The sequence below is a fragment of the bacterium genome, from assembly GCA_028820935.1.
Lineage (GTDB): Bacteria > Actinomycetota > Acidimicrobiia > Spongiisociales > Spongiisociaceae > Spongiisocius.
On sequence record JAPPHZ010000046.1, the window covers coordinates 21,502 to 45,067 of the forward strand.

General features: G+C 67.0%; 25 protein-coding genes. 18 read left to right on the plus strand and 7 right to left on the minus strand.

What is annotated here, in order from left to right; all coding sequences use genetic code 11:
• Positions 1-3 precede the first annotated feature (3 nt).
• From OXM57_14115 to OXM57_14135, 5 genes are all read right to left on the minus strand, one after another.
• The gene (locus tag OXM57_14115) at positions 4-915 is read right to left on the minus strand and encodes an NAD(P)-dependent oxidoreductase (GenBank protein MDE0353813.1); all 912 of its coding nucleotides are present in this window, start codon (positions 913-915) and stop codon (positions 4-6) included.
• Positions 912-1,925, minus strand: coding sequence for a zinc-binding dehydrogenase (locus OXM57_14120; GenBank protein MDE0353814.1), 1,014 nt, complete (start codon positions 1,923-1,925; stop codon positions 912-914). The genes OXM57_14115 and OXM57_14120 overlap by 4 nt, the downstream gene beginning before the upstream one ends.
• A gap of 58 nt (positions 1,926-1,983) precedes the next feature.
• Positions 1,984-2,781: a bifunctional hydroxymethylpyrimidine kinase/phosphomethylpyrimidine kinase gene (gene thiD, locus OXM57_14125; GenBank protein ID MDE0353815.1), complete on the minus strand. Its 798-nt coding sequence runs from the start codon at positions 2,779-2,781 to the stop codon at positions 1,984-1,986.
• Positions 2,778-3,527, minus strand: coding sequence for a hypothetical protein (locus OXM57_14130; protein ID MDE0353816.1), 750 nt, complete (start codon positions 3,525-3,527; stop codon positions 2,778-2,780). Before OXM57_14130 ends, thiD begins: the two co-directional genes overlap by 4 nt.
• 96 nt (positions 3,528-3,623) lie before the next feature.
• Complete coding sequence (locus tag OXM57_14135) at positions 3,624-5,300, minus strand: hypothetical protein (GenBank protein MDE0353817.1); 1,677 nt, start codon at positions 5,298-5,300, stop codon at positions 3,624-3,626.
• 160 nt (positions 5,301-5,460) lie between these two features.
• On the opposite strand from OXM57_14135, the gene fdhD reads away from it, so the two are divergent.
• Positions 5,461-6,285 (plus strand): formate dehydrogenase accessory sulfurtransferase FdhD, encoded by an 825-nt coding sequence (fdhD, locus tag OXM57_14140; GenBank protein ID MDE0353818.1) that lies wholly within the window; start codon positions 5,461-5,463, stop codon positions 6,283-6,285.
• 237 nt (positions 6,286-6,522) lie between these two features.
• Here fdhD and OXM57_14145 read toward each other — a convergent pair whose 3' ends face one another.
• Positions 6,523-7,005, minus strand: coding sequence for a MogA/MoaB family molybdenum cofactor biosynthesis protein (locus OXM57_14145; protein MDE0353819.1), 483 nt, complete (start codon positions 7,003-7,005; stop codon positions 6,523-6,525).
• A 73-nt stretch (positions 7,006-7,078) separates the two neighbouring features.
• On the opposite strand from OXM57_14145, the gene surE reads away from it, so the two are divergent.
• The 4 genes from surE to OXM57_14165 all read left to right on the plus strand — a co-directional run bounded on the left by surE (position 7,079) and on the right by OXM57_14165 (position 10,372).
• Positions 7,079-7,888 carry a 5'/3'-nucleotidase SurE gene (surE, locus tag OXM57_14150; GenBank protein MDE0353820.1) on the plus strand — a complete coding sequence of 270 codons (810 nt, stop codon included), beginning with the start codon at positions 7,079-7,081 and terminating at the stop codon, positions 7,886-7,888.
• Positions 7,889-7,965: 77 nt separating this feature from the next.
• Entirely contained in the window at positions 7,966-8,172 is a 207-nt protein-coding gene (locus OXM57_14155) for a hypothetical protein (protein MDE0353821.1), read from the plus strand.
• Between the two features lie 4 nt (positions 8,173-8,176).
• Positions 8,177-9,316, plus strand: coding sequence for an aromatic ring-hydroxylating dioxygenase subunit alpha (locus OXM57_14160; GenBank protein ID MDE0353822.1), 1,140 nt, complete (start codon positions 8,177-8,179; stop codon positions 9,314-9,316).
• Positions 9,317-10,372, plus strand: coding sequence for a ferredoxin--NADP reductase (locus OXM57_14165; protein MDE0353823.1), 1,056 nt, complete (start codon positions 9,317-9,319; stop codon positions 10,370-10,372). It abuts the gene before it with no gap.
• A 28-nt stretch (positions 10,373-10,400) separates the two neighbouring features.
• Here the strand turns inward: OXM57_14165 and OXM57_14170 are convergent, their stop codons facing one another.
• Positions 10,401-11,579 (minus strand): serine hydrolase, encoded by a 1,179-nt coding sequence (locus OXM57_14170; GenBank protein MDE0353824.1) that lies wholly within the window; start codon positions 11,577-11,579, stop codon positions 10,401-10,403.
• A 182-nt stretch (positions 11,580-11,761) separates the two neighbouring features.
• On the opposite strand from OXM57_14170, the gene OXM57_14175 reads away from it, so the two are divergent.
• The 13 genes from OXM57_14175 to OXM57_14235 all read left to right on the plus strand — a co-directional run bounded on the left by OXM57_14175 (position 11,762) and on the right by OXM57_14235 (position 23,544).
• A complete protein-coding gene (locus OXM57_14175; GenBank protein ID MDE0353825.1) occupies positions 11,762-13,024 on the plus strand; it encodes a serine hydroxymethyltransferase in 1,263 nt (420 codons plus the stop codon).
• Between the two features lie 519 nt (positions 13,025-13,543).
• The gene (locus OXM57_14180; protein MDE0353826.1) at positions 13,544-13,789 is read left to right on the plus strand and encodes a DUF2283 domain-containing protein; all 246 of its coding nucleotides are present in this window, start codon (positions 13,544-13,546) and stop codon (positions 13,787-13,789) included.
• A 401-nt stretch (positions 13,790-14,190) separates the two neighbouring features.
• Positions 14,191-14,406, plus strand: a complete 216-nt coding sequence (locus tag OXM57_14185) for an AtpZ/AtpI family protein (protein MDE0353827.1) — start codon at positions 14,191-14,193, stop codon at positions 14,404-14,406.
• The gene (locus OXM57_14190; GenBank protein ID MDE0353828.1) at positions 14,393-14,908 is read left to right on the plus strand and encodes a hypothetical protein; all 516 of its coding nucleotides are present in this window, start codon (positions 14,393-14,395) and stop codon (positions 14,906-14,908) included. Before OXM57_14185 ends, OXM57_14190 begins: the two co-directional genes overlap by 14 nt.
• Positions 14,901-15,725 carry a F0F1 ATP synthase subunit A gene (gene atpB, locus OXM57_14195; GenBank protein MDE0353829.1) on the plus strand — a complete coding sequence of 275 codons (825 nt, stop codon included), beginning with the start codon at positions 14,901-14,903 and terminating at the stop codon, positions 15,723-15,725. The genes OXM57_14190 and atpB overlap by 8 nt, the downstream gene beginning before the upstream one ends.
• A 78-nt stretch (positions 15,726-15,803) precedes the next feature.
• Entirely contained in the window at positions 15,804-16,073 is a 270-nt protein-coding gene (gene atpE, locus OXM57_14200) for an ATP synthase F0 subunit C (GenBank protein MDE0353830.1), read from the plus strand.
• Between the two features lie 23 nt (positions 16,074-16,096).
• Complete coding sequence (gene atpF, locus OXM57_14205) at positions 16,097-16,642, plus strand: F0F1 ATP synthase subunit B (GenBank protein MDE0353831.1); 546 nt, start codon at positions 16,097-16,099, stop codon at positions 16,640-16,642.
• Between the two features lie 40 nt (positions 16,643-16,682).
• Positions 16,683-17,216, plus strand: a complete 534-nt coding sequence (gene atpH / locus OXM57_14210) for an ATP synthase F1 subunit delta (protein MDE0353832.1) — start codon at positions 16,683-16,685, stop codon at positions 17,214-17,216.
• A gap of 52 nt (positions 17,217-17,268) precedes the next feature.
• Entirely contained in the window at positions 17,269-18,801 is a 1,533-nt protein-coding gene (gene atpA, locus OXM57_14215; protein ID MDE0353833.1) for a F0F1 ATP synthase subunit alpha, read from the plus strand.
• Positions 18,802-18,810: 9 nt separating this feature from the next.
• Positions 18,811-19,701 carry a F0F1 ATP synthase subunit gamma gene (locus OXM57_14220; protein ID MDE0353834.1) on the plus strand — a complete coding sequence of 297 codons (891 nt, stop codon included), beginning with the start codon at positions 18,811-18,813 and terminating at the stop codon, positions 19,699-19,701.
• Between the two features lie 13 nt (positions 19,702-19,714).
• Entirely contained in the window at positions 19,715-21,139 is a 1,425-nt protein-coding gene (gene atpD, locus OXM57_14225) for a F0F1 ATP synthase subunit beta (GenBank protein MDE0353835.1), read from the plus strand.
• On the plus strand, positions 21,139-21,414 hold the full coding sequence (locus OXM57_14230) for a F0F1 ATP synthase subunit epsilon (protein ID MDE0353836.1): 276 nt from the start codon (positions 21,139-21,141) through the stop codon (positions 21,412-21,414). The genes atpD and OXM57_14230 overlap by 1 nt, the downstream gene beginning before the upstream one ends.
• A 237-nt stretch (positions 21,415-21,651) precedes the next feature.
• Positions 21,652-23,544 (plus strand): class I SAM-dependent DNA methyltransferase, encoded by a 1,893-nt coding sequence (locus tag OXM57_14235; GenBank protein ID MDE0353837.1) that lies wholly within the window; start codon positions 21,652-21,654, stop codon positions 23,542-23,544.
• Positions 23,545-23,566: the final 22 nt, after the last annotated feature.

A 23,566-nucleotide genomic window follows, 5' to 3' on the forward strand; every position in this document is an offset into this window, starting at 1 on the left:
CGCTCAGGTTTCCTTCTCGGATGGGTCCCATTCCACGCCGGCCAGGCGGGCCAGCGCCAGGATCAGGGACTGCGTTCCCTTCCGTCCCAGCCCCTGGGCCTGGAGCGAGACGTAGAGCTCGTGGGCCAGGGCCAGTCCGGGCGCCGGGAGCTTCATGGAGGCGGCCTCCCTCAGGGCGATCCCCATGTCCTTGACGAAGTGATCGACGAAGAATCCCGGCTCGAAGTCGCCCCCGAGCATCCGGGGACCGTAATTCGACAGCGACCACGATCCGGCCGCCCCGCCGCTGACCGACCCCATCACCGTGTCGAGGTCGAGCCCGGCCTGCTGGCCGTAGAGCAACGCCTCGGACAACCCGATCATGCCGGTGGCGATCAGGATCTGGTTCACCGCCTTGGTGTGCTGGCCGGCGCCGGGCCCGCCCTGGCGGACGATGGTCTTGCCCATGGTCTCGAACACCGGCCGCACCTGCTCCACAGGGTCCGGGTCGCCGCCGATCATGATCGACAATGTGCCGTTGCGGGCGCCGATGTCACCCCCGCTCACCGGGGCGTCGATGGCCTCCACACCCCGTTCGGCGCACGTGCCGGCGATCTCGATGGCGAGGGCGGGCTCGGAGGTGGTCATGTCCACCAGCACGTCGCCGACCGAGGCGCCTTCCAGCAGGCCGCCCGGGCCGAGGAACACCTCGCGGACATCCTCGGGGAAACCCACGATGGCGAAGGACATGTCCGAAGCCGCGGCCACCTCGGCGGGGGTGGCGGCCCAGGTGGCGCCGCGGGCGATGAGGGTCGCGGCCCTGGCTTTGGTGCGGGTGGTCACCGTCACCGGATATCCGGCGTCGAGGACGTGCCCGCACATGGAGACGCCCATCACTCCGGTTCCGACCCAGCCGATCGCAGGCTTGTCAGTCACGTTCCGCTCCTTTCGATGACCAGCTTGCCCTGATGATCCCCGGCCTTCATCCGGCCCAGAGCCTCCGGCAGATGCTCGAACGGGTAGACGCTGTCCACTAGAACCGGCAGATCGCCGCCGGCCACCCACTCCGACACCCGGGCGAAGTCCTCGTGGTCGAACATGGTGGAGCCGATGATCTCCAGGTGGCGGAAGAAGAGTGGCGGGACGCTGACCTCCACCTTGGGGCCGCTGGTGGATCCGCAGGTCACCAGCCGGCCGCCCGGCGCCAACGACCGCATTGACTGGCTCCAGGTGGCGGGTCCGACGTTCTCGAACACCACCTCGGCCTGCCGTCCCGCAGCCTGCCTGAGCTCCTTGGAGAAGTCGCCTCCGGAGGCGAACCCGCCCGCCGCGCCGAGCTGGACGGCCCGTTCGATCTTGGCGGGGCTACGAGAGGTGACGTAGACCTCGGCGCCCATCAGCCGGCCGATCATCAGCCCGGCCGAGCTGACCCCCCCGCCGACTCCCACCACCAGCATCAGGTCCCCGTCGCAGAGGCGGGCCCGGCGCAGCATCCGGTAGGCGGTGGAGTAGGCCAGACCGTAGGCCGCCGCCCGGTCCCAGGGGAGGTGGGCCGGCTTGGGCACGACGTTGGTGGCCGGAACCACGACGTATTCGGCCAGCGTTCCCCAAGAGTGCTCGCCCAGCACCCCCAGCTTCCCGCTGAAGGGGATGTGGCCGGTGGTGGGGGCGTAGCCGAGGCTCGGGTTGACGATCACCTCGGCGCCCGGCGCCCATCCGTCCACACCGTCTCCCACCGCGTCCACCACCCCGGCGCCATCCCCGCCTGGCACATGAGGGAAGTGCTTGGGCGCGGGCAGGCCCATCGACATCCACAGGTCGAGGCGGTTGAGCGCGGACGCCACCAGCCTCACCCTCACCTCGCCCGGCCCGGGGATGGGCGTGTCCACCTCCCCCAGGGTGTAGGAGGAAGGCCCCCGCGTGTCGTTCAGAATCCAAGCTCGCATGGGCCAAGGCTAGACCGCGCCCGGGGCGGCGTCGCCGCCTCATGCCGATCGGTCAGGTCTAGGTCCAGCCGAAGTGGTCGATGGGGCCCTCGCCGCGGCCCAGGTCCCATCCGGCGGCGCCGGTGATGGCGCGCGACACCCAGGCTCGGGCGTCGGCGATGGCCACGATCAGGTCGGCGCCGGTGGCCAGGCGGGCCGCTATGGAGGCCGAGAGGGCATCCCCGGTTCCGTGGACGTTACGCGACCGCACCCGGCGTCCCGGGAGGGCATGGGTCCGGATCCCGTCCGAGAACACGTCCAGGAGAGGCTTGTCGTCAGCCTTCCGGCCGCCGGTCACCAGGAAGGGTGTCCGGGTGGTGCGGGCGAGGTACTCCGCCGCGGCCCGCTGGTCCCGTTCGTTCTCGACGGGTCGGCCTGCCAGTAGCGCGGCCTCCCGATGGTTGGGAGTGGCCAGGCAGGCGGTCGGGATCAGGGCTTCGCGGTAGGCGGCCACGGTGGAACGATCCGCCAGCGACCTGCCGTCCCGATCCACCAGAACCGGATCGATCACCAGGTTGGGCAGCCGGGCCGCCTGCTCCGCCACCAGCCGGACCACCTCGGCCCGGCCCAGCAGACCGGTCTTGGTGGCGTCCGGCGGAAGGTCGGAAGCGACCGCTTCCAACTGCGAGGAGATCATCTCTACGGGCACTTGCTCGGCTCTGGTGACCCCCAGGGTGTTCTGCGCCGTGACGGTGGTGATCACCGTGGTGGCGAACACGCCATGAGCCGACAGCGTCTTGAGGTCGGCCTGGATCCCGGCGCCGGCCCCGGAGTCGCTGCCGCCGATCGTCATCACCGTCTTGGGGGTAGCTGTCATGTCCTCCAGCCGACCAGGGTGTCGTGGGCGGTCCGTCTCTCGCAGCCGGATCGCTGCACGATGCCGACCCCGTCCGATTCGACCGTGGTGTTCGTGCACCCGCCTGCTTCGTAGGCCTGGTAGGTCACGCGACCGCGGTCCACGGGGACGGGCTCGCCATCTAGGCCGAGCGCGGACGGCTCGCTCCACCGTACTTCAATCGGCGGGTCGTCGCACCGGGTGAAGAGTTCGGACCACACGACCGGCGATCGGAGATGGTCCCCGTCGCACAGGAGGTAGCGCACCACCACGTCCTCGCCGGTGTCGAGACCCTCGATCCTGGCCGGCCACCGGCTCGGGCCCTGGCCGCCGGGGGTGCAGGGTCCGATGGTGAGGCGGTAGCGGGCGCCCGGCTCCCACGCGAAGTCCCTGGTGTTGGGATCGAGGGGCGTGGACGGCAAGGATGAGTCCGTTCCCGGCAGGATGGCGCCATCGCAGTCGTATCCACCCCAGTTGACGGCCAGATCCCGGGGATGGCGGGGATTCCACTGGATCCCGGTGTGGGCGCCTCCTTCGTGGCGTGCCGGCGACCAGAAGGACGCCTGGATGGCGAAGAAGGCCAGGCGGCTGACCTCCGGCGGCTTCAGCACCTCCAGGATCACCGAGACCGATGCCAGGGGAACATCGGGAACATCCCACCAGACGTGGAACGAGGAGGCCCCGTTGGGGGATGGCGGCAACCCGCGCTCCCGGAGCGGACCGCTCACCTACGGCCCTGTCCTGGTGGCGGGATCACCCGGGGGCGCCGTAGTGCCTGGCCGGCGCAGGAGCTGGGACAGTTCCGGGGCCAAACGGGAGCCTCCTTACAAGGGGATGGTGGGTGGAAGGAAGGAGACAACGAGCGTTGCCCTGCTGTAGTCGCCGTCGGTTCCGACACCCAGAGCTATCGGGCCCAGCCATCGTGACAGCATCGAGAGCAATCCGTCATCCGTCCCCATCCCGGTGGAACCTATCCGGTCGATGACGGTGGCAAGGTCGACGTAGGCCAGGAGAAGTGGGTCGTAGGAGATCTGCTCGACAGTCCGGCGGTATCGATCGGTGTCGGATATCCGACCTCTCGTACCCTGCTGGACGGCCACCGTGGTCTCGAGCGCATCTGCACTTGTTCCGATGGTGAGGAACCCACCATTGAGTATGTAACCGAACGAGAGATCCTCGTCCTCCATCACTTGAGCGGGCCGGCCGCCGCCAAAGTCGAGTTCTTGCAGGGACACGCCGGTCAGCGAAGTGACACCGCCCGTGATGCGGTCCATCGTCCCTGCCAGGGCGTTCGCGGACAGGGGCCGGTGGGATAGCGCGGCTACCGCCTCGACGAAGGAACCCTGGCGGTCAGGGCTGTGGGCGGCTATGACCAGCTGACCGCCCAGATGGTCGAACAGGTCTGCCTCGAGGTCGAGCCCGGTCCCGAGATCCACGAATCCCAGAGCGAGGTCCAGGGCATCGGCCAGCGTGGCGCCCTGATCGAAGTCCCCGCCATCCTCACCCGACGGCAGGTCGAACAGGTAGCCGCCCGGAATCAGACCCGCTATCTCGCACCCGCCAAGGACTTCCCGCCAGCGGTCCATGTCGGGATCGAACCCAATGGAGACGAACCCCAACGCATCGGCCGGGACGATGGCATCCGTGACAACGGCCGAGGTATCGGTCCACCAGCTGGTCACATCCGGCGTCGCCAGATCGACGACCAGGCCGTCACCGACCCAATCGGCCGAGATCATCAACCACTCAGGCGTGTCGAACGGGACTCCTGGGCAGAAGCTGCGATCGGGATCACCCATCCGCCCGGCGAGCCACTCCAGGTCCACGTACGCCGACGCGAAACGCCCGTCGCGCGCCGCGGCCCTTGCCTCCTGGAAGCGCCGGGCGGAGCCGAGGGCATCGGGATGATCGCCGTAGATTCTCTCCAGCATCCCTTCAATCAGCCCGCTGTCGGTGCCGAAGAGAACGAGGTTTCCGGCCTGGGCGTAAACCTGTTCCTCCATCCACCCGTTGCCGGTTCCCGCCCAGAGAACGCCATCATCGACTACCTGGCGCTCGAACGAAGTTGGCGCCCTCCGCTCCTGTTTCTCGAGCCAACCCTGCAAGAACTCGGCGGCCGCATCTCTGTCACTCGCCGCCACGGTGACCGCCACGCCGATACCGCCGTCCTCCAGGTCGACCACCGCCGCCGACACCTCGGTCCCTATCCAGGTGCCAAGTCCCCCGAGGACGGTCTCGATGGCATCGGGCAGGATGCCCTCTCCCTCGTCTTCCAACCCGCCGAGCCCTTCGAGTTCATCGAGCTGATCGAACAGCAAAGGAAGGATCCCGGAAGGACTCTCTCCAAGTGCCAGGTCCAGCCACACGTAGGCGACGGCGTCCTCCGGGTAGTACGAGGCGGACGCCTCTGGCCGAGTCACGGAACCGGGACGGTCCTCGGAAAGTACCCGCCAGACCCACACGGACGCGACAGCGGCTGCTACCAGTGCGACTGCGATCATCTCTTTACGGGTCACGGGTCACCACGGTACCGAAAGACCGTGACAAGCAGGCAGGCCACCGGCCTCGGTCGCTCGCCGCAGCCCTGGGATCGCCGGCTCCGCGATAATCAAAGGAACCGAGGCATCGACCCGATCACGACTGTCGGCATGGGGAGAGCACATGTCAACCAGTTCATCCCGCCCCGTACTCCGCGTCAGCGAGGAGGGTCGAGCGGCGCTGAGCGATCTGTTGCCGACCGAGGAACCGATCGAGTTCCGGCTCCAGGGGGTTCCGATCGCGGTCCTGATGCGCACTCCGGGCCATGACGAGGAGCTTGCCCGGGGCTTCGCCCTCACCGAGGGCATCATCCTGCACCCTGAGGAGCTGGCCGAGGTCCGGGCGCTGCCGGGCCTGGACGGGGCAGGACGCTATGACCTGGTCCTGGCCGAGGGGATCCGGGTCGACGAGGAGCAGTTTCGCCGCAACCTCTACGCCACCTCCTCATGCGGCGTCTGTGGCAAGGCCTCGATCGATGCAGTGCGGGTGGCGGCGCCGCCGCTCCCGGCCGGTCCGGTCATCCCCGGCGGCCTGCTGCAGGATCTTATGGAGTCGATGCGCTCGGCCCAGGCCGGCTTCGACGCCACCGGCGGGCTCCACGCCGCCGCCGCCTTCACCGGCGAGGGCGAGTTCCTGGGTGCCCGCGAGGACGTGGGCCGGCACAACGCCATGGACAAGCTGGTCGGCCGGCTTTCGTCCCGCCGCTGGCCGATGGGGGAGATGGTCATCACTGTCTCCGGCCGGGTGTCGTTTGAGTTGGTGCAGAAGGCGGCGGTGGCCGGGATCAGCATTCTGGCCGGCGTCTCGGCCGCCTCCTCCCTGGCGGTAGATCTCGCCGATGAGCTGGGCCTGACCGTGGCGGGCTTCGTCAGGCCGGGCGGATTCAACCTCTACACCCACCCCCACCGCATCGCGTCTCAGGACCAGAGGCCTCCTACCGACGATTGAGCGTTGAAACGCCTTGGCCAGGCGCCGCCCGCCTATCCCACCCCGAACCGCGGACCGGCCCGAACCCGAACCTTAGGTTCGTGGTGTGGTGTGGCGCGCCGTGAGCCTTAGGTTGGTGGTGCGTTGCGAGCCTTAGGTTCGTGGTGTGGTGTGGCGCGTTGTGAGCCTTAGGTTCGTGGTGTGGTGTGGTGCGTTGTGAGCCTTAGGTTCGTGGTGTGGTGTGGTGCGTTGTGAGCCTTAGGTTCGGTGTTCGGTGTCGCCGGCGAGCAGCTGGAGGATGTGGGGTAGCAACGGTTCGAGGGCGTCCATGCCCTCGGTCACGGCTTTCGGGCTGCCGGGAAGGTTGACCACCAGGCAGGCGCCGATCACACCCGCCACGCCGCGTGACAGGGCGGCCATGGGCGTGTGGCGCAGGCCTTCCGCCCGGATCAGCTCCGCCAGGCCGGCCGCCGGCCGGTCGATCAGGGCGGCGGTGGCCTCGGGGGTCACGTCCCGGGGGCCGAATCCCGTACCGCCCGTGGTGACGATCAGCCGGCGCCGCGGGGCCAGCCGCGCCAGCAACTCCTGGATCGTCTCCCGGTCGTCCGGGACCAGGTGGCGGTCGACCCCGAAGCCCAGCCCGGAGAGCCGGGCGGCTAGAACGTCGCCGGACGTGTCGGCCCGGGTCCCGTGGGTCACCCCGTCGCTCACGGTCACCGCAGATGCCTTGATGGTGTCCATGGCCCCCATGCTACGAGACCTTCACGCCACCCCGGACGCCCGATGCCGGTCCCGGGCGGGCTAGCCTGCCCGCGTGTCCTGGATCCTCCTCACCAACGACGACGGCGTGGACAGTCCCGCCCTCCCACCCTTCCGCGCCGCCCTCCGGTCGCTGGGAGAGGTGCGCACGGTGGTCCCGGCCGGGCAGCGAAGCTGGATCGGGAAGGCCCTGACCCGCTTCGAGCCCATCGAGGTGGCCGAAGTGGACCAGGATGGCGCCACTGTCGTGACCGTGTCGGGCACCCCGGCCGACGCCGTGCAGGTGGCGGCCGGGTACTTCGGATCACCTCCGGACCTGGTGGTCTCCGGCATCAACATCGGCTACAACCACGGCGCCGGTTACATCATCAGCTCCGGGACCGTCGGCGCCGCCTTCGAGGGATGGGAGCTCGGGATCCGGTCCGTCGCCTTCTCGACCGGGGTGCGGGGACGCTGGCACACCTGGTATCCGATCATGCGGTCCGCTTCCTCCGCCCCTGCCTGGAAGCGCCTGGCAGCGGTCTGCGCCGACATCCTGGGCGATCTGCTGGCCGCCGACCTCGTCGCCGACGTGGTCACCGTCAACCTCCCGTGGGAGGCCGACCTCGCCACCCCCCGCCGGGTGGTTCCGCCCGCCCGCGTCACCTACGGACAGATGCACGAGCGCCTTCCCGACGGGACCTACACCCACAACTACCAGGAGGACTTCGGAGAAATCCCGCTGGACACCGACATCGGTGTGAACCATGCGGGCGAGATCGCCATTACCCCCCTGATGGCCCCGGCTTCGCCTCCGGTTGCCGAGGAATCCCGGAACCGCCTGGAACGCCCGGCGGGGGCTGGCGAGAGAAAGGGCCGGAAGTGAGCTATCTCACTGATCGGGCCAGCCAATCCAAGCTACCCACGGTGGCGGCGCTCGCGGCGCTGCTCATCGCCACCTAAATGGATTGGCAATGGGTCTGGGGAGTGTTCTTCCTGTACTGGGCCGTTCTCGGCATCGTGACCGGCCAGGCCTTCGTGGTGCGAACCGTCGATCAAGATGAGAACCCTGCCCTCTTCTGGCTGATCAGCGTTACGTGGCTGGTGCTTGCCGCACTGTCCATCCTCTACGACCTCCTTCCCGAGAATGCCCTCCTCTGGTTGGGATAGAGCGGTGGCTGAAGGAAGAGGAATGCCCATCCTGCCGGTGGAGGCATACACCTCCAGAGAGTGGTTCGACCGCGAGCAGGAGCGCATCTTCTCCCGCACCTGGGCTTGCGCCGGTTTTGTCGAGGATGTCGCCCAGCCGGGGCAATACGTATCGGTGCAGGCCGGGCTCAACAACATCTTCATCGTCATGGGCAGGGACCGCCGGTTGCGGGCGTTCCACAACATCTGCCGCCACCGGGGGACGCAGTTGCTGAGGGCGGTGGGCAAGACCCAGCGCGCCATCGTCTGCCCCTACCACGACTGGACCTATGACCTCGAGGGGCGCCTCATCTCCGTGCCGGACCGGGAACGCCAGTTCCCGGGAGTCGACCTGGACTGCGTCAGCCTCAAGAAGGCCTCGGTGGACCTGTGGCGGGGGATGCTATGGGTGCATCCCGATGAGAACGCGGGTTCGATAATGGACTGGTTCGGCGAGGTGGAGCCGCACCTTGGCCCTCACGAGGTGGACGAGTTGGCCGAGTACCCGAAGGGCCGCACCGAGCACACCATCAAGGCCAACTGGAAGATTGTGGTCGAGAACTACATCGACGGCTACCACCTGGCGCACCTCCACTCCGGGACGCTGCGGATGTACGACCACTCGCGCATCGAGTCGGGCTTCGTCGGCCCGCACTTCGCGTTCTGGGAGCCCCTGGCGCCTGACTACGCCAAGGACGTCGAGAAGAACTCGCCCTATCCGCTGGTGATTCCAGCCGAGCAGGCGGGCGCGTGGGTGCCGATGCTCTTTCCCGGCATAGGACTGGCGGAGACCGAGAGCACCTGGTCCCTGTTCCATGTGAACCCTCTCTCGCCCGACCGCACCCGGGTGGTCATCCGCACCAGGGTGGCCGCCGTTCCGTACCGGGCCTTCGCCCGCCAGGCGGCGCGCTCGCGACGGTTCTGGGCCAGGCGCGTCTCCGGCAAGTTCGAAGGGCACGGAGACGACCCCATGGCCTCGGGCGACTTCATGGCCGAGGACATCTATGCCTGCGAGCAGCAACAGCGGTCCCTCCGGAGCCCCTACTTCGAGCATGGCCCCTCGTCGGTGGGCGAGGCCGGGGTACGAGAGCACCAGGAACTGGTGCGGCGCTGGGTCGAGGGATAGGTGGACGGAGCATTCCACCGGCTCCGGGTGTCGGCGACCCGGGCCGAGACCGAGCGGGCCACCAGCCTGGTCTTCTACGTTCCAGAAGGGCTGCGGGAGGCCTTTCGATGGAAGGCCGGTCAGCACGTCACGCTGCGCTTTCACCTCGGTGGGGGAGAGGTCCGCAGGCCCTACTCGATCTCCGATAGGCCGGAGGGCGGGCGTCTGCGTGTCACCGTCAAGCGGCACGAGAGCGGCCTGGTCTCGAATCACGTGAACGACCGCGTGGCCGCCGGCGACGTGGTGGAAGTGATGCCTCCCTTCGGCGGCTTCTACCTGGATCCGGATCCCAGGGCCCGGCGCACCTATTACTTCTTCGGTGCGGGCAGCGGCATCACGCCGTTGTTCGCCATGATCGGCTCCGTCCTGGTGTCCGAGCCCCACTCGGTGGCCCAGCTGGCCTATGGCAATGTCGACGCCGGATCGGCCATCTTCCGTGAGGACTTGGCCCGGATGGAGGAGGGCTCGGACGGTCGTCTCCGGGTCCGGCACGTGCTCTCGTCCTCCTCCCGGGCGCCGTCGCTCGCGCCTTGGAGACGCGGACGGATCGACGCCAGGTGCGTGGCCGATTTCATCAACGAGCATCCGCCGTACGCCCAGGACACCCGGTACTACGTCTGCGGCCCGGGAGGGATGAACGCCGCGGTCCGCCGTGCTCTCCTGGATATCGACGTGCCGGACACGCGTATCCACATGGAGAGCTACGGCCCGGTGGAGCCACCCGACGACTCGGTGGAGGGTGTGGCCGCGGACGCCACGGTACGGCTCGGAGGCGTGACCCTTACCGTTCCCGTGGCGGCCGGGCAGACGGTGCTGGGCGCGACGCGGGCTGCTGACCAAACCCCGCCGTATTCCTGCGAATCGGGAGTCTGCGGCGCCTGCCGGGCGAGGCTACGCCGGGGAAGAGTCCACCTCCGGGCCCGCATGGCCCTGACCGACGCCGACATCTCCGGAGGGACGATTCTTACCTGCCAAGCTCTACCCCTCACCCCCCGGCTCACGGTGGAATACGACTGAGACCGGGCTGCCGGACCAGGATCGGGTGTCAGCCGCCTTGGCGGGCGATCGCCTCGTACAGCGCGTTCGAGAGGGCGCGGGGGCGGGGGTCGGTGCCCGCATTCATGTACGTCTGGTTCATGGCATATCCGAAGCCCACTTCTGCGACCGGGTCGGCGTAGCCGAGGGGGCCTCCAATACCCTGCATCCCGAACGCCTCGTCGTTGGGTCCCAGCGACATGCCGCCACCGATGGAGCGGCCGTAGCCGAGGGCGACCCGGGATGCGCCTCCGAATACGGCATCGATGCCCCGGGCCTGTTCGGCCGAGTGGGCGACGACCGACTCCTCGGATACGATCCGCACCCCGTCGAGCGTGCCTCCCCCGGCCAGCATGGCGTACATGCGGGCCACGCTCCGGGCGTCGCCGATCCCGTTGATGGCCGGCGCTTCCGCCGTCCAGAGGTGGGGGTCGTTGGCCAGATCGACCGAACTCCGCCGCTCAGGGCCGATGAAGAGCGCGGCGCCGGCGGGATTATCCGGTGCCCAGATGGCCATCAGGAGGTCGGCTGCCGGGTCGGGATCGTGCAGGAGCCGGGCCACCCGCCCGTGCTGCTCGACGGGAAGCCCGATCCAGACGTCCAAGCCGAGCGGGCGGGATACCTCGTCCGCGAAGAACGTCCCGAGAGTACGGCCGTCGATCCGTCGCACCAGCTCGCCCACCAGCCAGCCGTAGCTGATCGAGTGGTATCCGAGGGTGGTTCCCGGCTCCCAGGCCAGGGGTGCGGCGGCGAGCCGGGCCGCGATCTCATCGGTGCGATGCCACCCCGCCGCGTCGTCACCGCTCACGAGATCCCAATACCCGGGGAAGGACGGAAGCCCGAGCGTGTGGCTGAGAATGTGCCGGACCAGCGCCCCGTCCTTACCCTGCGCGGCGAACTCGGGCCAGTAGGCGGCAATAGGGGCGTTCACGTCCATCAGGCCGCGGTCGGCCAGGACCTGGGCCACGAGGGCCGTCGCCCCCTTCGTCACCGAGAACAGGAAGACGAGCGTGTCCTGTGCCCACGGGCGCTCAGGCGTCGCCATCCCCGCCCAGACGTTGACCACGCATTCACCCCCCACGTAGGCGCAGAACTCGGCCCCCACCTCGCCCCGCATGGCGAAGTTCTCCTCGAACGCGTCGACGACCGGCTCGAAGCCCGCGGTCACGTGCCCGCTGATGTCGATCACTGTCGGCGTCTCACCCGATCAAGACACTACGGGGACGCTCCGACGCCGCGCAAAAGGTGGCGTGACAGCCGGCGACTCGCGGACCGACCATTCGCCGCCGGCGAGCCGTTGCAGCATCCGATTCCGGCGGCGCGCTAGTACCCTGGGGCCGCGTCCAGAGCGGAGGTGACGGCATCACCGACATGCGACCGATCGAACAGGTCGACTCCCAGGTGGCGGAGCTCATCCGTCGGGATGTGGCCCGCCAGAACACCCACATCCACCTGATCGCGTCGGAGAACTTCGCGTCGCCCGCCGTCATGGAGGCGTGCGGATCGATCTACACCAACAAGTATGCGGAGGGATACCCGGGTCGGCGCTACTACGAGGGTTGTGAATTCGTGGATGGCATCGAGAGCCTGGCCATCGACAGGGCCAAGGCCCTGTTCGGCGCCGAGTACGTCAACGTGCAACCCCACTCCGGCGCCCAGGCCAACATGGGGGTCTACTTCGCCCATCTCGAGCTGGGGGATACGGTGCTCGGCCTCAGCCTGGCCGAGGGTGGCCATCTGACCCACGGCTCTCCGGTGAACTTCTCCGGCCGCCTCTACCGGTTCGTGGCCTACGGGGTCGATCGCCGGACCGAGCGGATCGACATGGACGAGGTCAGGGCCAAGGCGCTAGAACATCGTCCCAAGATCGTCCTCGCCGGCTACTCCGCCTACTCCCGGCACCTCGACTACGCCGCCTTCCGGTCCATCGCCGACGAGATCGGGGCGCTGCTAATGGTGGACGCGGCCCACTTCATCGGCCTGGTGGCGGGCGGGGCGTCGCCCAACCCCGTGCCGATCGCCGACATCGTCACCGCCACCACCCACAAGGCGCTCCGGGGACCCCGGGGTGGCATGATCATGGCCAAGGAGCAGTACGGGGCCGGTCTCAACAAGGCAGTATTCCCCGACATGCAAGGTGGGCCGATCATCAGCCAGATCGCGGGCAAGGCGGTCTGCTTCGGCGAGGCTTCGACGGACGCCTACCGGGCCTATGCCCATCAGATCGTGGCCAACGCCTCGGCCATGGCCGGAGCGTTTATGGAGCGCGGGGTGCGGGTGGTTTCGGGCGGCACCGACAACCACCTGCTGCTGCTCGACATGCGATCCATCGACGAGGATCTGACCGGCAAGGAAGCCTCGACCCTCCTCGACTCGATCGGGATCACCCTTAACCGGAACGGTATTCCGTTCGACCCGAGGCCGCCCTACATCACCAGCGGCCTGCGCATCGGCACGCCGGGCATCACCACCTGCGGGATGGAAGAAGCCGAGGCGGCCCGGATCGCCGCCCTGATCACCCGCGCCCTCCGGCACCGGACGGACGAGGCGATCGTCGGGGAGGTCCAGAGCGACGTAGCGGAACTGGCCGCGGCCTTCCCTCCCTATCCCCCCGACTTCCCCGGCCACGTCTAGTACTCATCATCCCGGCAACTGACTTCGCCCTCCGCCCCTGGCAGGGCGACTTCAACTGAGTAACCACCACAGGGCAGCCGGCCCAGGGCAGCTTCGTGGAAGTGCCCTGGGTGGCAGCGCCCCTCCCCGGCATCCGGGTCGCGAATCACACCTCTTGAAGCCGGATGCGGATCACCGTACGTTCAACTGATGAGCGATACCGGCCACACTCGGCCATCACCGGGCGACACGCAAGAGCCCGCGAGACCCACCTTGAACAGAGTATCTGGATTCCTCGGATTCGATCGAGGTCGACTCCGCTTCAGCTATCACGCATTGAGGCGAATGGGCGAGCAGGGTATCACCCGTGAGATGGTGGAGACCGTCCTGGCTCGTCCAGGGCGGTGGTTCGAAGGAGACACCGCCCACGAGTATGAATCCACGGTGAAGGGCCGCCTATTACACGTCGTACTCTCCGCAGGCCCTCGACCGGGTATCGTCATTACCGTCTACTGGGTTGGCCGTTGAAGGGAGAATCGGATGCAGGTTCGTTATGACTCGGAGGCTGACGCGATCTTCCTGCGGCTGCGCCCCGCTCACGGAGGCGAAGCCGGCGGGCGGCGACTCGACGACACCCGCATCGCCCATCTCGACCACTCCGGCCGCGTCTTCGCGTACGAGTTCCTGTTCGTGAGCCGGGGTGTCTCCCTTGAGGGGATCGGAAGCGACGACGTAGCGCTAATCCGTGAAACGCTCCGGCCCGTGAGCCGGCTGGCGGTCGCCTGACGGCAGGTCTTTGATCCGACCCACCCTGACCGGCCTGCCCGGTTGCCCTGGCTCGGAAAGTGGAGCTTTAGATTATCATGATATTCTAAAGTTCATGGTGACGAAACCTTCTAAAACGGTTGTTGTCGTTTGTTTGTCGCCTGGTCCGAACCCCGTCCGCGCCGACCCGTAGGCTGTTCTCAGTCCATCGACGTCGGAACTGGAATCCGGCCATCCGCACCCGTCGAGCGGCGATTCGTAACCGGCGATCAGCCCCGGTTTATGCCCCTCTGCTGATTGTGAAGCTGATCACAAGCGGGCTACCATCCGGGCTGATGCCCGAGCCCGCCGGCCAGCACTCCTCCCACGCGGAAATCCCTCGACCCGCCCAGGGTTCAGCCCTCCGGACAGCGCATGCCGGAGTGACTTCAGCAGTGGCTGACGGATGGGTTGCAGGAGGCTCTTTCTTCGGTTCGATAATGGCCGGCACCCTGCTGGGCTGGCTTGCCGATCGATGGCTCGACACCGAACCATGGCTCATCGTGGCCGGCATCGTCCTGGGATCCGTTAACGGGTTCTATCGCTTGTGGATGGTGGTCAGGATCCCCACCGGGAAGCAGCCCGTTGCCGGCCGCTGAGACTCCTACCACGCACCCCGGCGGTCTGACCCGCCGCGAGGTCGAGGACTACCTGGCGGGTCGCCCTCCGGTCGAGCTCAACCTGGTGCGTTCCCTCCTGGGCCGCGCCGTGGTGGTGGGTCCGGTCGCGGTGGTGCTGGCGGGCCTCATCAGGGGCCTCGACGGCGCCGTGGCCGCGGCCATAGGGGTCGTCCTGGTGGTCGGTTACTACCTGCTGTCGGGCGCGCTCATGTCCTGGTTGGCTAGGGTGTCGCTCGGGGCCTATCATGCCGGTGCCCTCTTCGGGTTCGTGGCGCGACTCGGCCTGATAGTCGCAACGATGCTGGCTGTGGCGGCCCTCTTCGATGTGGATCGCCCGGCGCTCGGGCTGACCGTGATCGCGACCTACACGGTGTTGCTCCTCTGGGAAGCGGGAGCGCGCGGGAGCCGGCGAGCCAGCAGATCCGGCAAAGCGTGGAAGGCCGGGACGGCGAGCGGAAGGAGTGATCGATCGCATGGGTGATGTGATGATTCTGGCGATCGACTGTGACCTCGAGGCCGAGGTCATATGCGCGCCCACCGATGTGAACAGCCTCTTCGAGTTCACCACGCCGCTGTTCTCGATAGGCGGGTTCCATTTCACCCGAACCGTCTTCCTGATCTTCGCCGCCATGGCCATCGTCCTGGGGCTCCTCTACTTCGGCCTGCGCCGCGGGCAGCTGGTCCCCTCCAAGTACGAGCTGGCGATAGAGAGCCTGGTGGGCTTCGTCCGGGACGACATCGCCAAGGGCGTGATCGGACCGGTGCACGGGATGCGCTACTTCCCCTACCTCCTGGCGGTCTTCTTCTTCCTGCTGGTGGGGAACCTCTTCAAGGTCACTCCGTTGGTGAACTTCCCGATCAGCTCGCGGATGGCCCTCTCCGGCTTCCTGGCCATCCTCACCTGGGTGATCTTCGTGTTCGTGGGCTTCGCCAAGAACGGCTTCAAGCACTACTTCTTCGACGCCATCTGGCCGAAGTCGGTCCCCCTCGCTATGCGCTGGCTGGTCGGGCTCATCGAGGTGGTCTCGACCTTCGTGCTCCGTCCCGTCACCCTGGCCGTGCGGCTGTTCGCCAACATGGTGGCCGGGCACCTCATGCTGACCCTGCTGCTCGTGTCCGGCGTCCTGTTCGTGGCCGGCGTGGGTGACATCGGCCTCAAGGCGGGCATCGGGGTCATCTGGTTCGCCTTCGGGCTGGCCATCTGGATCTTCGAGTTTGTGGTGGCGGTGCTTCAGGCCTACATCTTCACCCTGCTCTCCGCGGTCTACATCCAGACCTCGCTGGAGCCGGCCCACTGACGGTTAGCGAGCCGGACACGGGCGCAAGGGCCTAACGACAAAGTGACGAAATAGACAACCAGAAAGGGAGAACCAAGGATGGACGCAGTTCTTGCGCTAGGGCAGGGAGCGCTCACGCTGGCCCAAGCCGGCCTCACCGGCAACATCAGCGGGAGCCTCAACCTGGTCGGCTACGGCCTGGCGGCCATTGGTCCCGGCATCGGTATCGGCATCGTGGTCGGTAACGCCATCACCGCGATGGTCCGGCAGCCGGAGATGGAGGGAACGGTCCGCACGACCATGTTCTTGGGCATCGCCTTCACCGAGGCGCTGGCCCTGATCGGCTTCGTGTTGTTCTTCATCGGCTGATGGCACCCTCGAACAGGCGATATATGGCGGCAGCGCCCCTGGTGGTGGCTGCCGAAGAGTCGGGAAGCAGCGGGATCGACTTGCTGCGGCCCGAGATCTCGGAGCTGATCGCGGGTGTCATTGCCTTCGCCATCATCTTCTTTTTCGCGTGGCGATGGGTGATTCCCACGTTGAGCGCCACCCTGGCTCGCCGCCAGGAGGCCGAGCGATCACGCCTAGAGGCGGCCGAGAACAGCAAGGAGGAAGCCGAACAGCTGGCCTCCCAGTACCGCGAACAGCTGGCCGGCGCCAAGGATGAAGGGGCTCGAATCGTCGACGAGGCGCGCCAAGCGGCCGAGTCGGTGCGTACCGAGACCATTGCCCGGGCGCAGCAGGAAGCGGACGAGATCGTGGCCAGGGCGCGCGATGAGGCCAACGCCGAGACCGCTCGCGCCCTCGCGGAGGCGCGCACCACGGTGGCCACCCTGTCGGTCGACCTGGCCGAGAAGGTGGTCGGGCGCAATCTCGACCGGGAGGCCCAGATGGGCCTGGTCGAGGACTATCTCGAAGAGTTGGAGTCGAGCAACTAGTGGCCCGTCCGCACATCGCCATTCCACAGGCAGGCTGCTGATGGCCGACGCACGGATCCAGGGTTACGCCGCAGCCATCTTCGAGCTGGCCCGCGGCGAGGGTGTCCTGGAGCGGGTCGAGAACGAACTGTTCCTGGTGGCCCGGGCGCTGGAGGGTTCCGAGGACCTGAGGGAGGCGCTCAGCGACCCTCGCCTGCCCATGGAACGCAAGCAGGCGGTGATCGATGATCTCCTGGCTGCCCGCGCCCACCGCCTTACCGTCGCCTTCGTGAGCTTCGCGGTGGGGCTGGGTCGGGGCGAGGACCTGATGGCGATCGCTGACCAGTTCACGGCCCGCTCGGCCGAGGCGCGCGATCGGGCCGTCGCGGAGGTGCGGAGCGCCATCCCGCTGGATGAGGAAACCGTCGATCGTCTGGCCCGGGCCCTGGCCGAGCGGATCGGTAATCAAGTGGAGGTTCGGGTGGTGGTGGACGAGTCGGTTCTCGGTGGTCTGGTGGCCCGGGTGGGTGACACCGTGATCGACGGCTCCGTCCGCAAGCGTCTGGAACGGCTACGCGAAGCGGTGGCCGGATGACCGGACCCGCCCCCTACGCAACGTCAACCGAGATTCAGGAGTGGAGTGTTTGATGGCTCAACTGACCATTAGTCCCGATGACATAACCGCCGCGCTCCGGGAGCACGTGGAGAGCTGGTCACCCAGCCTCGAGCAGGAGACAGTCGGTTACGTGACCTCGGTCGCCGACGGTGTGGCCCGGGTCTCCGGACTCCCCAACGCGGCCGCCTCGGAGCTGATGGAGTTCCCCGGAGGCCTCCTCGGCGTGACCCTCAACCTCGATGAGGAGGACCTCGGGGTGGTGTTGATGGGCGACGCCTCCCACATCGAGGAGGGCGATGCGGTCCGCCAGACCGGGCGCGTCCTCTCCGTTCCCGTGGGCGACGGGTTGCTGGGCCGCGTGGTCGGTCCGCTAGGCGAGCCCCTGGACGGCAAGGGGGACATCCCCTCGACCGAGCGCCGCCTGCTGGAGACGCAGGCGCCGTCGGTGGTGCAGCGCCAGCCTGTCACGGAGCCGCTCCAGACCGGCATCAAGGCGATCGACTCGATGACGCCGATCGGTAGGGGACAGCGCCAGCTGATCATCGGCGACCGCCAGACCGGCAAGACCGCCATCGTGGTCGACACGATCATCAACCAGAAGCAGTTCCAGGGCACTCCCGACGAGGTCAAGTGCATCTACGTGGCGATCGGCCAGAAGGCATCGACGGTCGCCGAGGTGGTGGCCGCCCTCGAGGAGGCCGGCGCCATGGAGTATACGGTGGTGGTGACGGCCGCGGCTTCGGAGCCGCCGGCCCTCCAGATGTACGCGCCCTATGCGGGTTCCGCCATCGGCCAGCACTGGATGTACAACGGGCAGCACGCCCTGGTCATCTTCGACGACCTGTCCAAGCAGGCGGTGGCCTACCGCGAGATCTCCCTCCTCCTGAGGCGCCCGCCCGGCCGCGAGGCCTTCCCCGGTGACGTCTTCTACCTGCACAGCCGGTTGCTGGAGCGCTGCGCCAAGCTGTCGGACGAGATGGGCGGGGGATCCCTGACCGGCCTGCCGCTGATCGAGACCAAGGCCAACGACGTGTCGGCCTACATACCCACCAACGTGATCTCGATCACCGACGGCCAGATCTTCCTGGAGACTGACCTGTTCTTCGCGGGTATCCGTCCTGCCATGAACGCCGGCATCTCGGTGTCACGGGTGGGAGGCAACGCCCAGATCGGCGCCATGAAGAAGGTCGCCGGAACGCTTCGGCTCAACCTGGCCCAGTACCGCGAGCTGGAGGCCTTCGCCGAGTTCGGCTCCGAGCTGGACGCCGTGTCGCTGGCCCAGCTGGAGCGGGGCCGCCGGGTGGTCGAGGTCCTCAAGCAGCCCCAGTTCGCCCCCGTGCCGGTGGAGGAACAGGTGCTGGCCATCTACGCGGTGACCCAGGGCCTCTTCGACGACATCCCCGCCGAGGACATCTCGAGAGCCGAGGGAGAGTTGCGGGAGTTCGTGCGGGTCCGGCACGCCCACCTGCTCGACACCATCAAGCGCACCGGAAAGCTCCCCGATACCAGCGCGCTGGAAAAAGCCATCTCGGCCTTCAAGGACTCGTTCGGGGGAGGGGAGTAGCGCCCCGGAATGGCCAGCGCCGAACTCCGAGCCATCCGCCGGCGGATTCGAAGCGTCGAGTCCACCAAGAAGATCACCCGGGCGATGGAGTTGATCGCCGCTTCGCGCATCGTCAAGGCCCGGGAGCGGGTCCGGGCCGCCCGCCCCTACGCGGAGAAGATGATCGAGGTCATCCGGAACGTGGCCCGCGCTTCGGGAGACGTGGCCGACCCCTTGCTGGAGCGCCGGGACCTGGTCACGATGGGAGTGCTGGTGGTGACCTCGGACCGGGGCCTGGCCGGCGCCTACAACTCCTCGGTGCTGAGGATGGCCGAGCGGCACATGGTCGAGTGGCGGGATCAGGGTGTGGCGGTCCGCCTGTACGCGGTGGGGAAGAAGGCGCAGACCTACTTCAGCTTCCGCGGCTACGAGATGGCCGAGAGCTTCCTGGCGGTGACGGACCAGCCCGTCTACGCCGATGCCCGCAAGATCGCCCAGGCCCTGACGGACGACTACCGGTCGGGGACGGTGGACGCCGTGGACATCTTCTACACCGTCTTCCGCTCCGCCCTGTCGTACATTCCCACCCGGGCCGAGCTGCTACCGGTCAGCCCTCCCGCCGATGAGGAAGGCGCGCCGGATGCCGCGGGGCCGGCGGTCTCCTACGAGTACGAGCCGGATCCGGGCGCCATCCTGGGGCGGTTGCTGCCGCGCTACGTGGAGTCGGCCATATACGAACAGCTGCTGGAGAGCTCGGCGTCGGAGCACGCCAGCCGCCAGCGGGCGATGAAGGCGGCCACGGACAACGCCGAGGAGCTCATCAAGGTCCTGACGAGAACGGCCAACCAGGCGCGGCAGGCCGAGATCACCACTGAAATAGCCGAGATCGTGGGCGGCGCGCAAGCGATGTCCGCGAGTTGAAACTGGAGAGAACATGGCAGAAGCTGTCAGCGTAGGGCGGATCACCAAGGTCGCCGGCCCGGTGGTCGACGTGGAGTTCCCGCGGGAAGGCCTCCCGGAAATCCTCCACTCCCTCGAGATCGAGTTCGACGTCGAGGGCGAGCACAAGACGGTGGTGGCCGAGGTAGCGCAGCACCTGGGTCGCAACCGGGTGAGAGCGGTGGCGATGGCGCCGACCGACGGCCTGGTAAGAGGGTGTCCGGTTCGCAACACCGGCGCACCCATCTCGGTCCCGGTCGGGGATCAGACTCTCGGGCACATCTTCAACATGTGGGGCGACTCCCTGGACGCCCCCGACATCGAGTTCAGCGGAGAGCGCTGGCCGATCCACCGTCCCGCCCCGCCCTTCGAGGATGTCGAGCCCACCAAGGACGTGTTCGAGACCGGCATCAAGGTGCTCGACCTGATCTGCCCCTACCTCCGGGGCGGCAAGATCGGCCTGTTCGGCGGCGCCGGCGTGGGCAAGACGGTGCTCATCCAGGAGATGATCAACCGGGTGGCCACCCAGCACGACGGCGTGTCGGTGTTCGCCGGGGTGGGGGAGCGCACCAGGGAGGGGAACGACCTCTTCCTCGAGATGTCCGAGACCGGGGTGATCAACCAGGCCGCCCTCGTCTTCGGCCAGATGGACGAGCCCCCGGGAGTCCGGCTCCGGGTGGGCCTATCGGCGCTGACCATGGCCGAGTACTTCAGGGATGTCCAGCGCCAGGACGTGCTGCTGTTCATCGACAACATCTTCCGCTTCACCCAGGCCGGTTCGGAGGTCTCCACGCTGCTGGGCCGGATGCCTTCGGCGGTGGGATACCAGCCCACCCTGGCCGGCGAGATGGGCTTCCTCCAGGAGCGCATCACCTCGCTGAAGGGCCGGTCGATCACCTCGATGCAGGCGATCTACGTCCCGGCGGACGACATCACCGACCCGGCCCCGCACACGGCCTTCGCCCACCTGGACGCCACCACGGTGCTGAGCCGCCCGCTGACGGCGCTGGGCATCTACCCGGCCGTGGATCCGTTGGACTCGACCAGCCGCGCGCTGGATCCCCAGATCGTGGGGACCGAGCATTACGACGTGGCGACCGACGTGCAGCGGGTGCTGCAGCGCTACAAGGACCTCCAGGACATCATCGCCATCCTCGGCGTTGACGAGCTGTCCGAGCAGGACAAGCTGATCGTGGCCCGGGCCCGCCGCATCCAGCGGTTCCTGTCCCAGCCCATGTTCGTGGCCGAGCAGTTCACCGGACAGCCCGGCGTCTACACGTCGCTCCAGGAGACCATCGACTCCTTCAAGATGTTGCTGAACGGCGAGCTGGACCATCTTCCGGAGCAGGCCTTCTACATGGTGGGAGGCGCCGAGGAGGCCATGCGCAAGGCCCGCACCATCCAGCAGGAAGCCGCCTAGTGGTAGTCGCCTCGACCTCCATGAAGGTCGACGTGGTCTCCCCCGAGGCCGTGTTGTGGTCCGGCGAGGCCGAGTTCGTGGTGGCCAGAACAGTGGAAGGCGAGATCGGCATCCTCGCCAACCACGAGCCCGTGATGGCCGCCCTCGCCGCCGGAACGGTCAGCATCCAGGCCGGCGAGGACCGCATCAAGGCCACAGTGGGCGGAGGCTTCCTCCAGATCCTGAACAACGCCGTCACCCTGCTGGTAGACGAGGCAACCCTCGAAGAGGACTGAGACTCGGGCTGATGTGAGCGCCCCATCACGCGGAGGAGAACCGTTAGCCACCACGCCTTCCAGCCAGAACGCATCTGTCTGACAACATCAACCTTTCTAGGTGTCGATAAATTGATGGTTGTGCGGACGGCGGGAAGCCGACGTATATAGGCCGTTCGAACCGATGGGGAACCTCGCTATCCGGCGGTTCGAGGCGGAGTGACAGGACCTTCACGTGGGCGTTCTATTGTTGTCTCCGTGCTTACGCTTCCTCAGCTTGAACGCCACCTCTTCGCTGCCGCCGACATCTTGCGGGGAAAGATGGACGCTTCGGAGTTCAAGGAGTACATCTTCGGGGCATTGTTCCTGAAGCGGGCGAGCGATGTCTTCGAGCAGGAGCACGATCAGGTCATACAGGACCAGCTTGCTCGCGGTCGTTCTCGGGAGCAGGCGGAGCAGCGCGCTGACGATCCGGACTTCTACACGGACGCCTTCTTCGTGCCATCTGAAGCCCGATGGTGGCACCTCCGCGACGAGCTTCACTACCAGGTGGGGGATGGGCTCAATAGGGCCCTTGCCTCACTGGAAGAGAGCAATCCGTCACTTGAGGGTGTGTTGCAACACATCGACTTCAATCGGAGGGTTGGTAGGACGACCGTCACGGACAAGAAGTGGCGCGATCTAATCCAGCATTTCTCGAAGTACCGGCTTCGCAACGAGGACTTCGAGTTCCCCGACTTGCTTGGCGCCGCTTACGAGTACCTGATCCGTGACTTTGCCGACTCGGCCGGCAAGAAGGGTGGCGAGTTCTACACACCCCGCCCGGTCGTGAAGCTGATGGTACGCCTTGTCGATCCCCGGGAGGGTATGGCCATCTACGACCCGTGCTCGGGCTCGGGCGGCATGCTGATCTACGCACGTAACCACGTGGCCGACAACGGAGGCGATCCCTCCGACCTCTTTCTTGCCGGTCAGGAGAACAACGGCACCACGTGGTCGATTTCGAAGATGAACATGCTGCTACATGGCATCCGCGACGCCGACCTCCGCAACGAGGACACACTCGCCAGCCCCGAGCACACGGTTGGCGGTGAGCTACGGCGGTTCGACCGGGTGATCACCAATCCGCCGTTCAGCCAGAACTACGACAAGGACTCGCTCACCCACACTGAACGGTTCCGGTACGGCTACACGCCCGAGGGAGGCAAGATGGCCGACCTCATGTTCCTCCAACACATGCTGGCCGTTCTCACGAAGGACGGAATCGTGGCCACAGTCATGCCCCACGGAGTGCTGTTCCGGGGGAGATCAGAGGGAACCATCCGACGGAGGATTATCGAAGATGACCTCCTTGACGCAGTCATCGGTCTCGGTCCGAATCTGTTCTACGGCACCGGCATCCCCGCCGCCATCCTGATCCTACGAGCTAAGGAGTCCAAACCTTCGGAGCGGCAGGGCAAGGTGCTCTTCATCAATGCCGACCGAGAGCACGGAGAAGGCCGCGCCCAGAACCATCTGCGTCCACGCGACGAGGAGAAGATCACCGCGACCTACCTGAACTTTGCCGATGTCGACGGCTTCGCCAAGGTCGTCACCATTGACGAACTGGCTGGCAACGACTTCAACTGCAACATCCGCCGCTACGCCGACAACTCACCTCCAGCCGAGCCGCACGATGTGCGGGCACACCTACACGGTGGTGTACCCATGGCTGAGATCGACGCAGCGAAAGAGCTGCTGGAACATGCAGGTCTCGATCCCGCCACTTTGTTCGCCGATCGTGGCGACGGCTATGCGGACTGGTGCCATAACATCCCATACCCTCCCGGACGCGAAGCTGCCCACAAGGCCATCGGCTACGCGGTCGCTCAACGAGCGGCTACCAGTCCCTGGCCAAGATGGTGGGCCGATACCGTGGAACCCATGCTCCGTCAACTGCCCGACATTTGCCTTCAGGTCGGTCAACGCCACGAACTCGTAGAGAACTTCGCGTCTCGCATGGTTTCTGCTGGCGTTGACCGCTTCGCCGCTGCAGGCATGGCCGCTACCTGGTGGGAAGAGAGCTTCTACGAGCTTCAAACCGCTGCAAGCCGGGGCTGGAAGGCGGTGATCGACGCGTTGATGGCGATCAGTGAGATTCCCCGGAGTTGATCGTCGAAGTTCCCCACCCCGG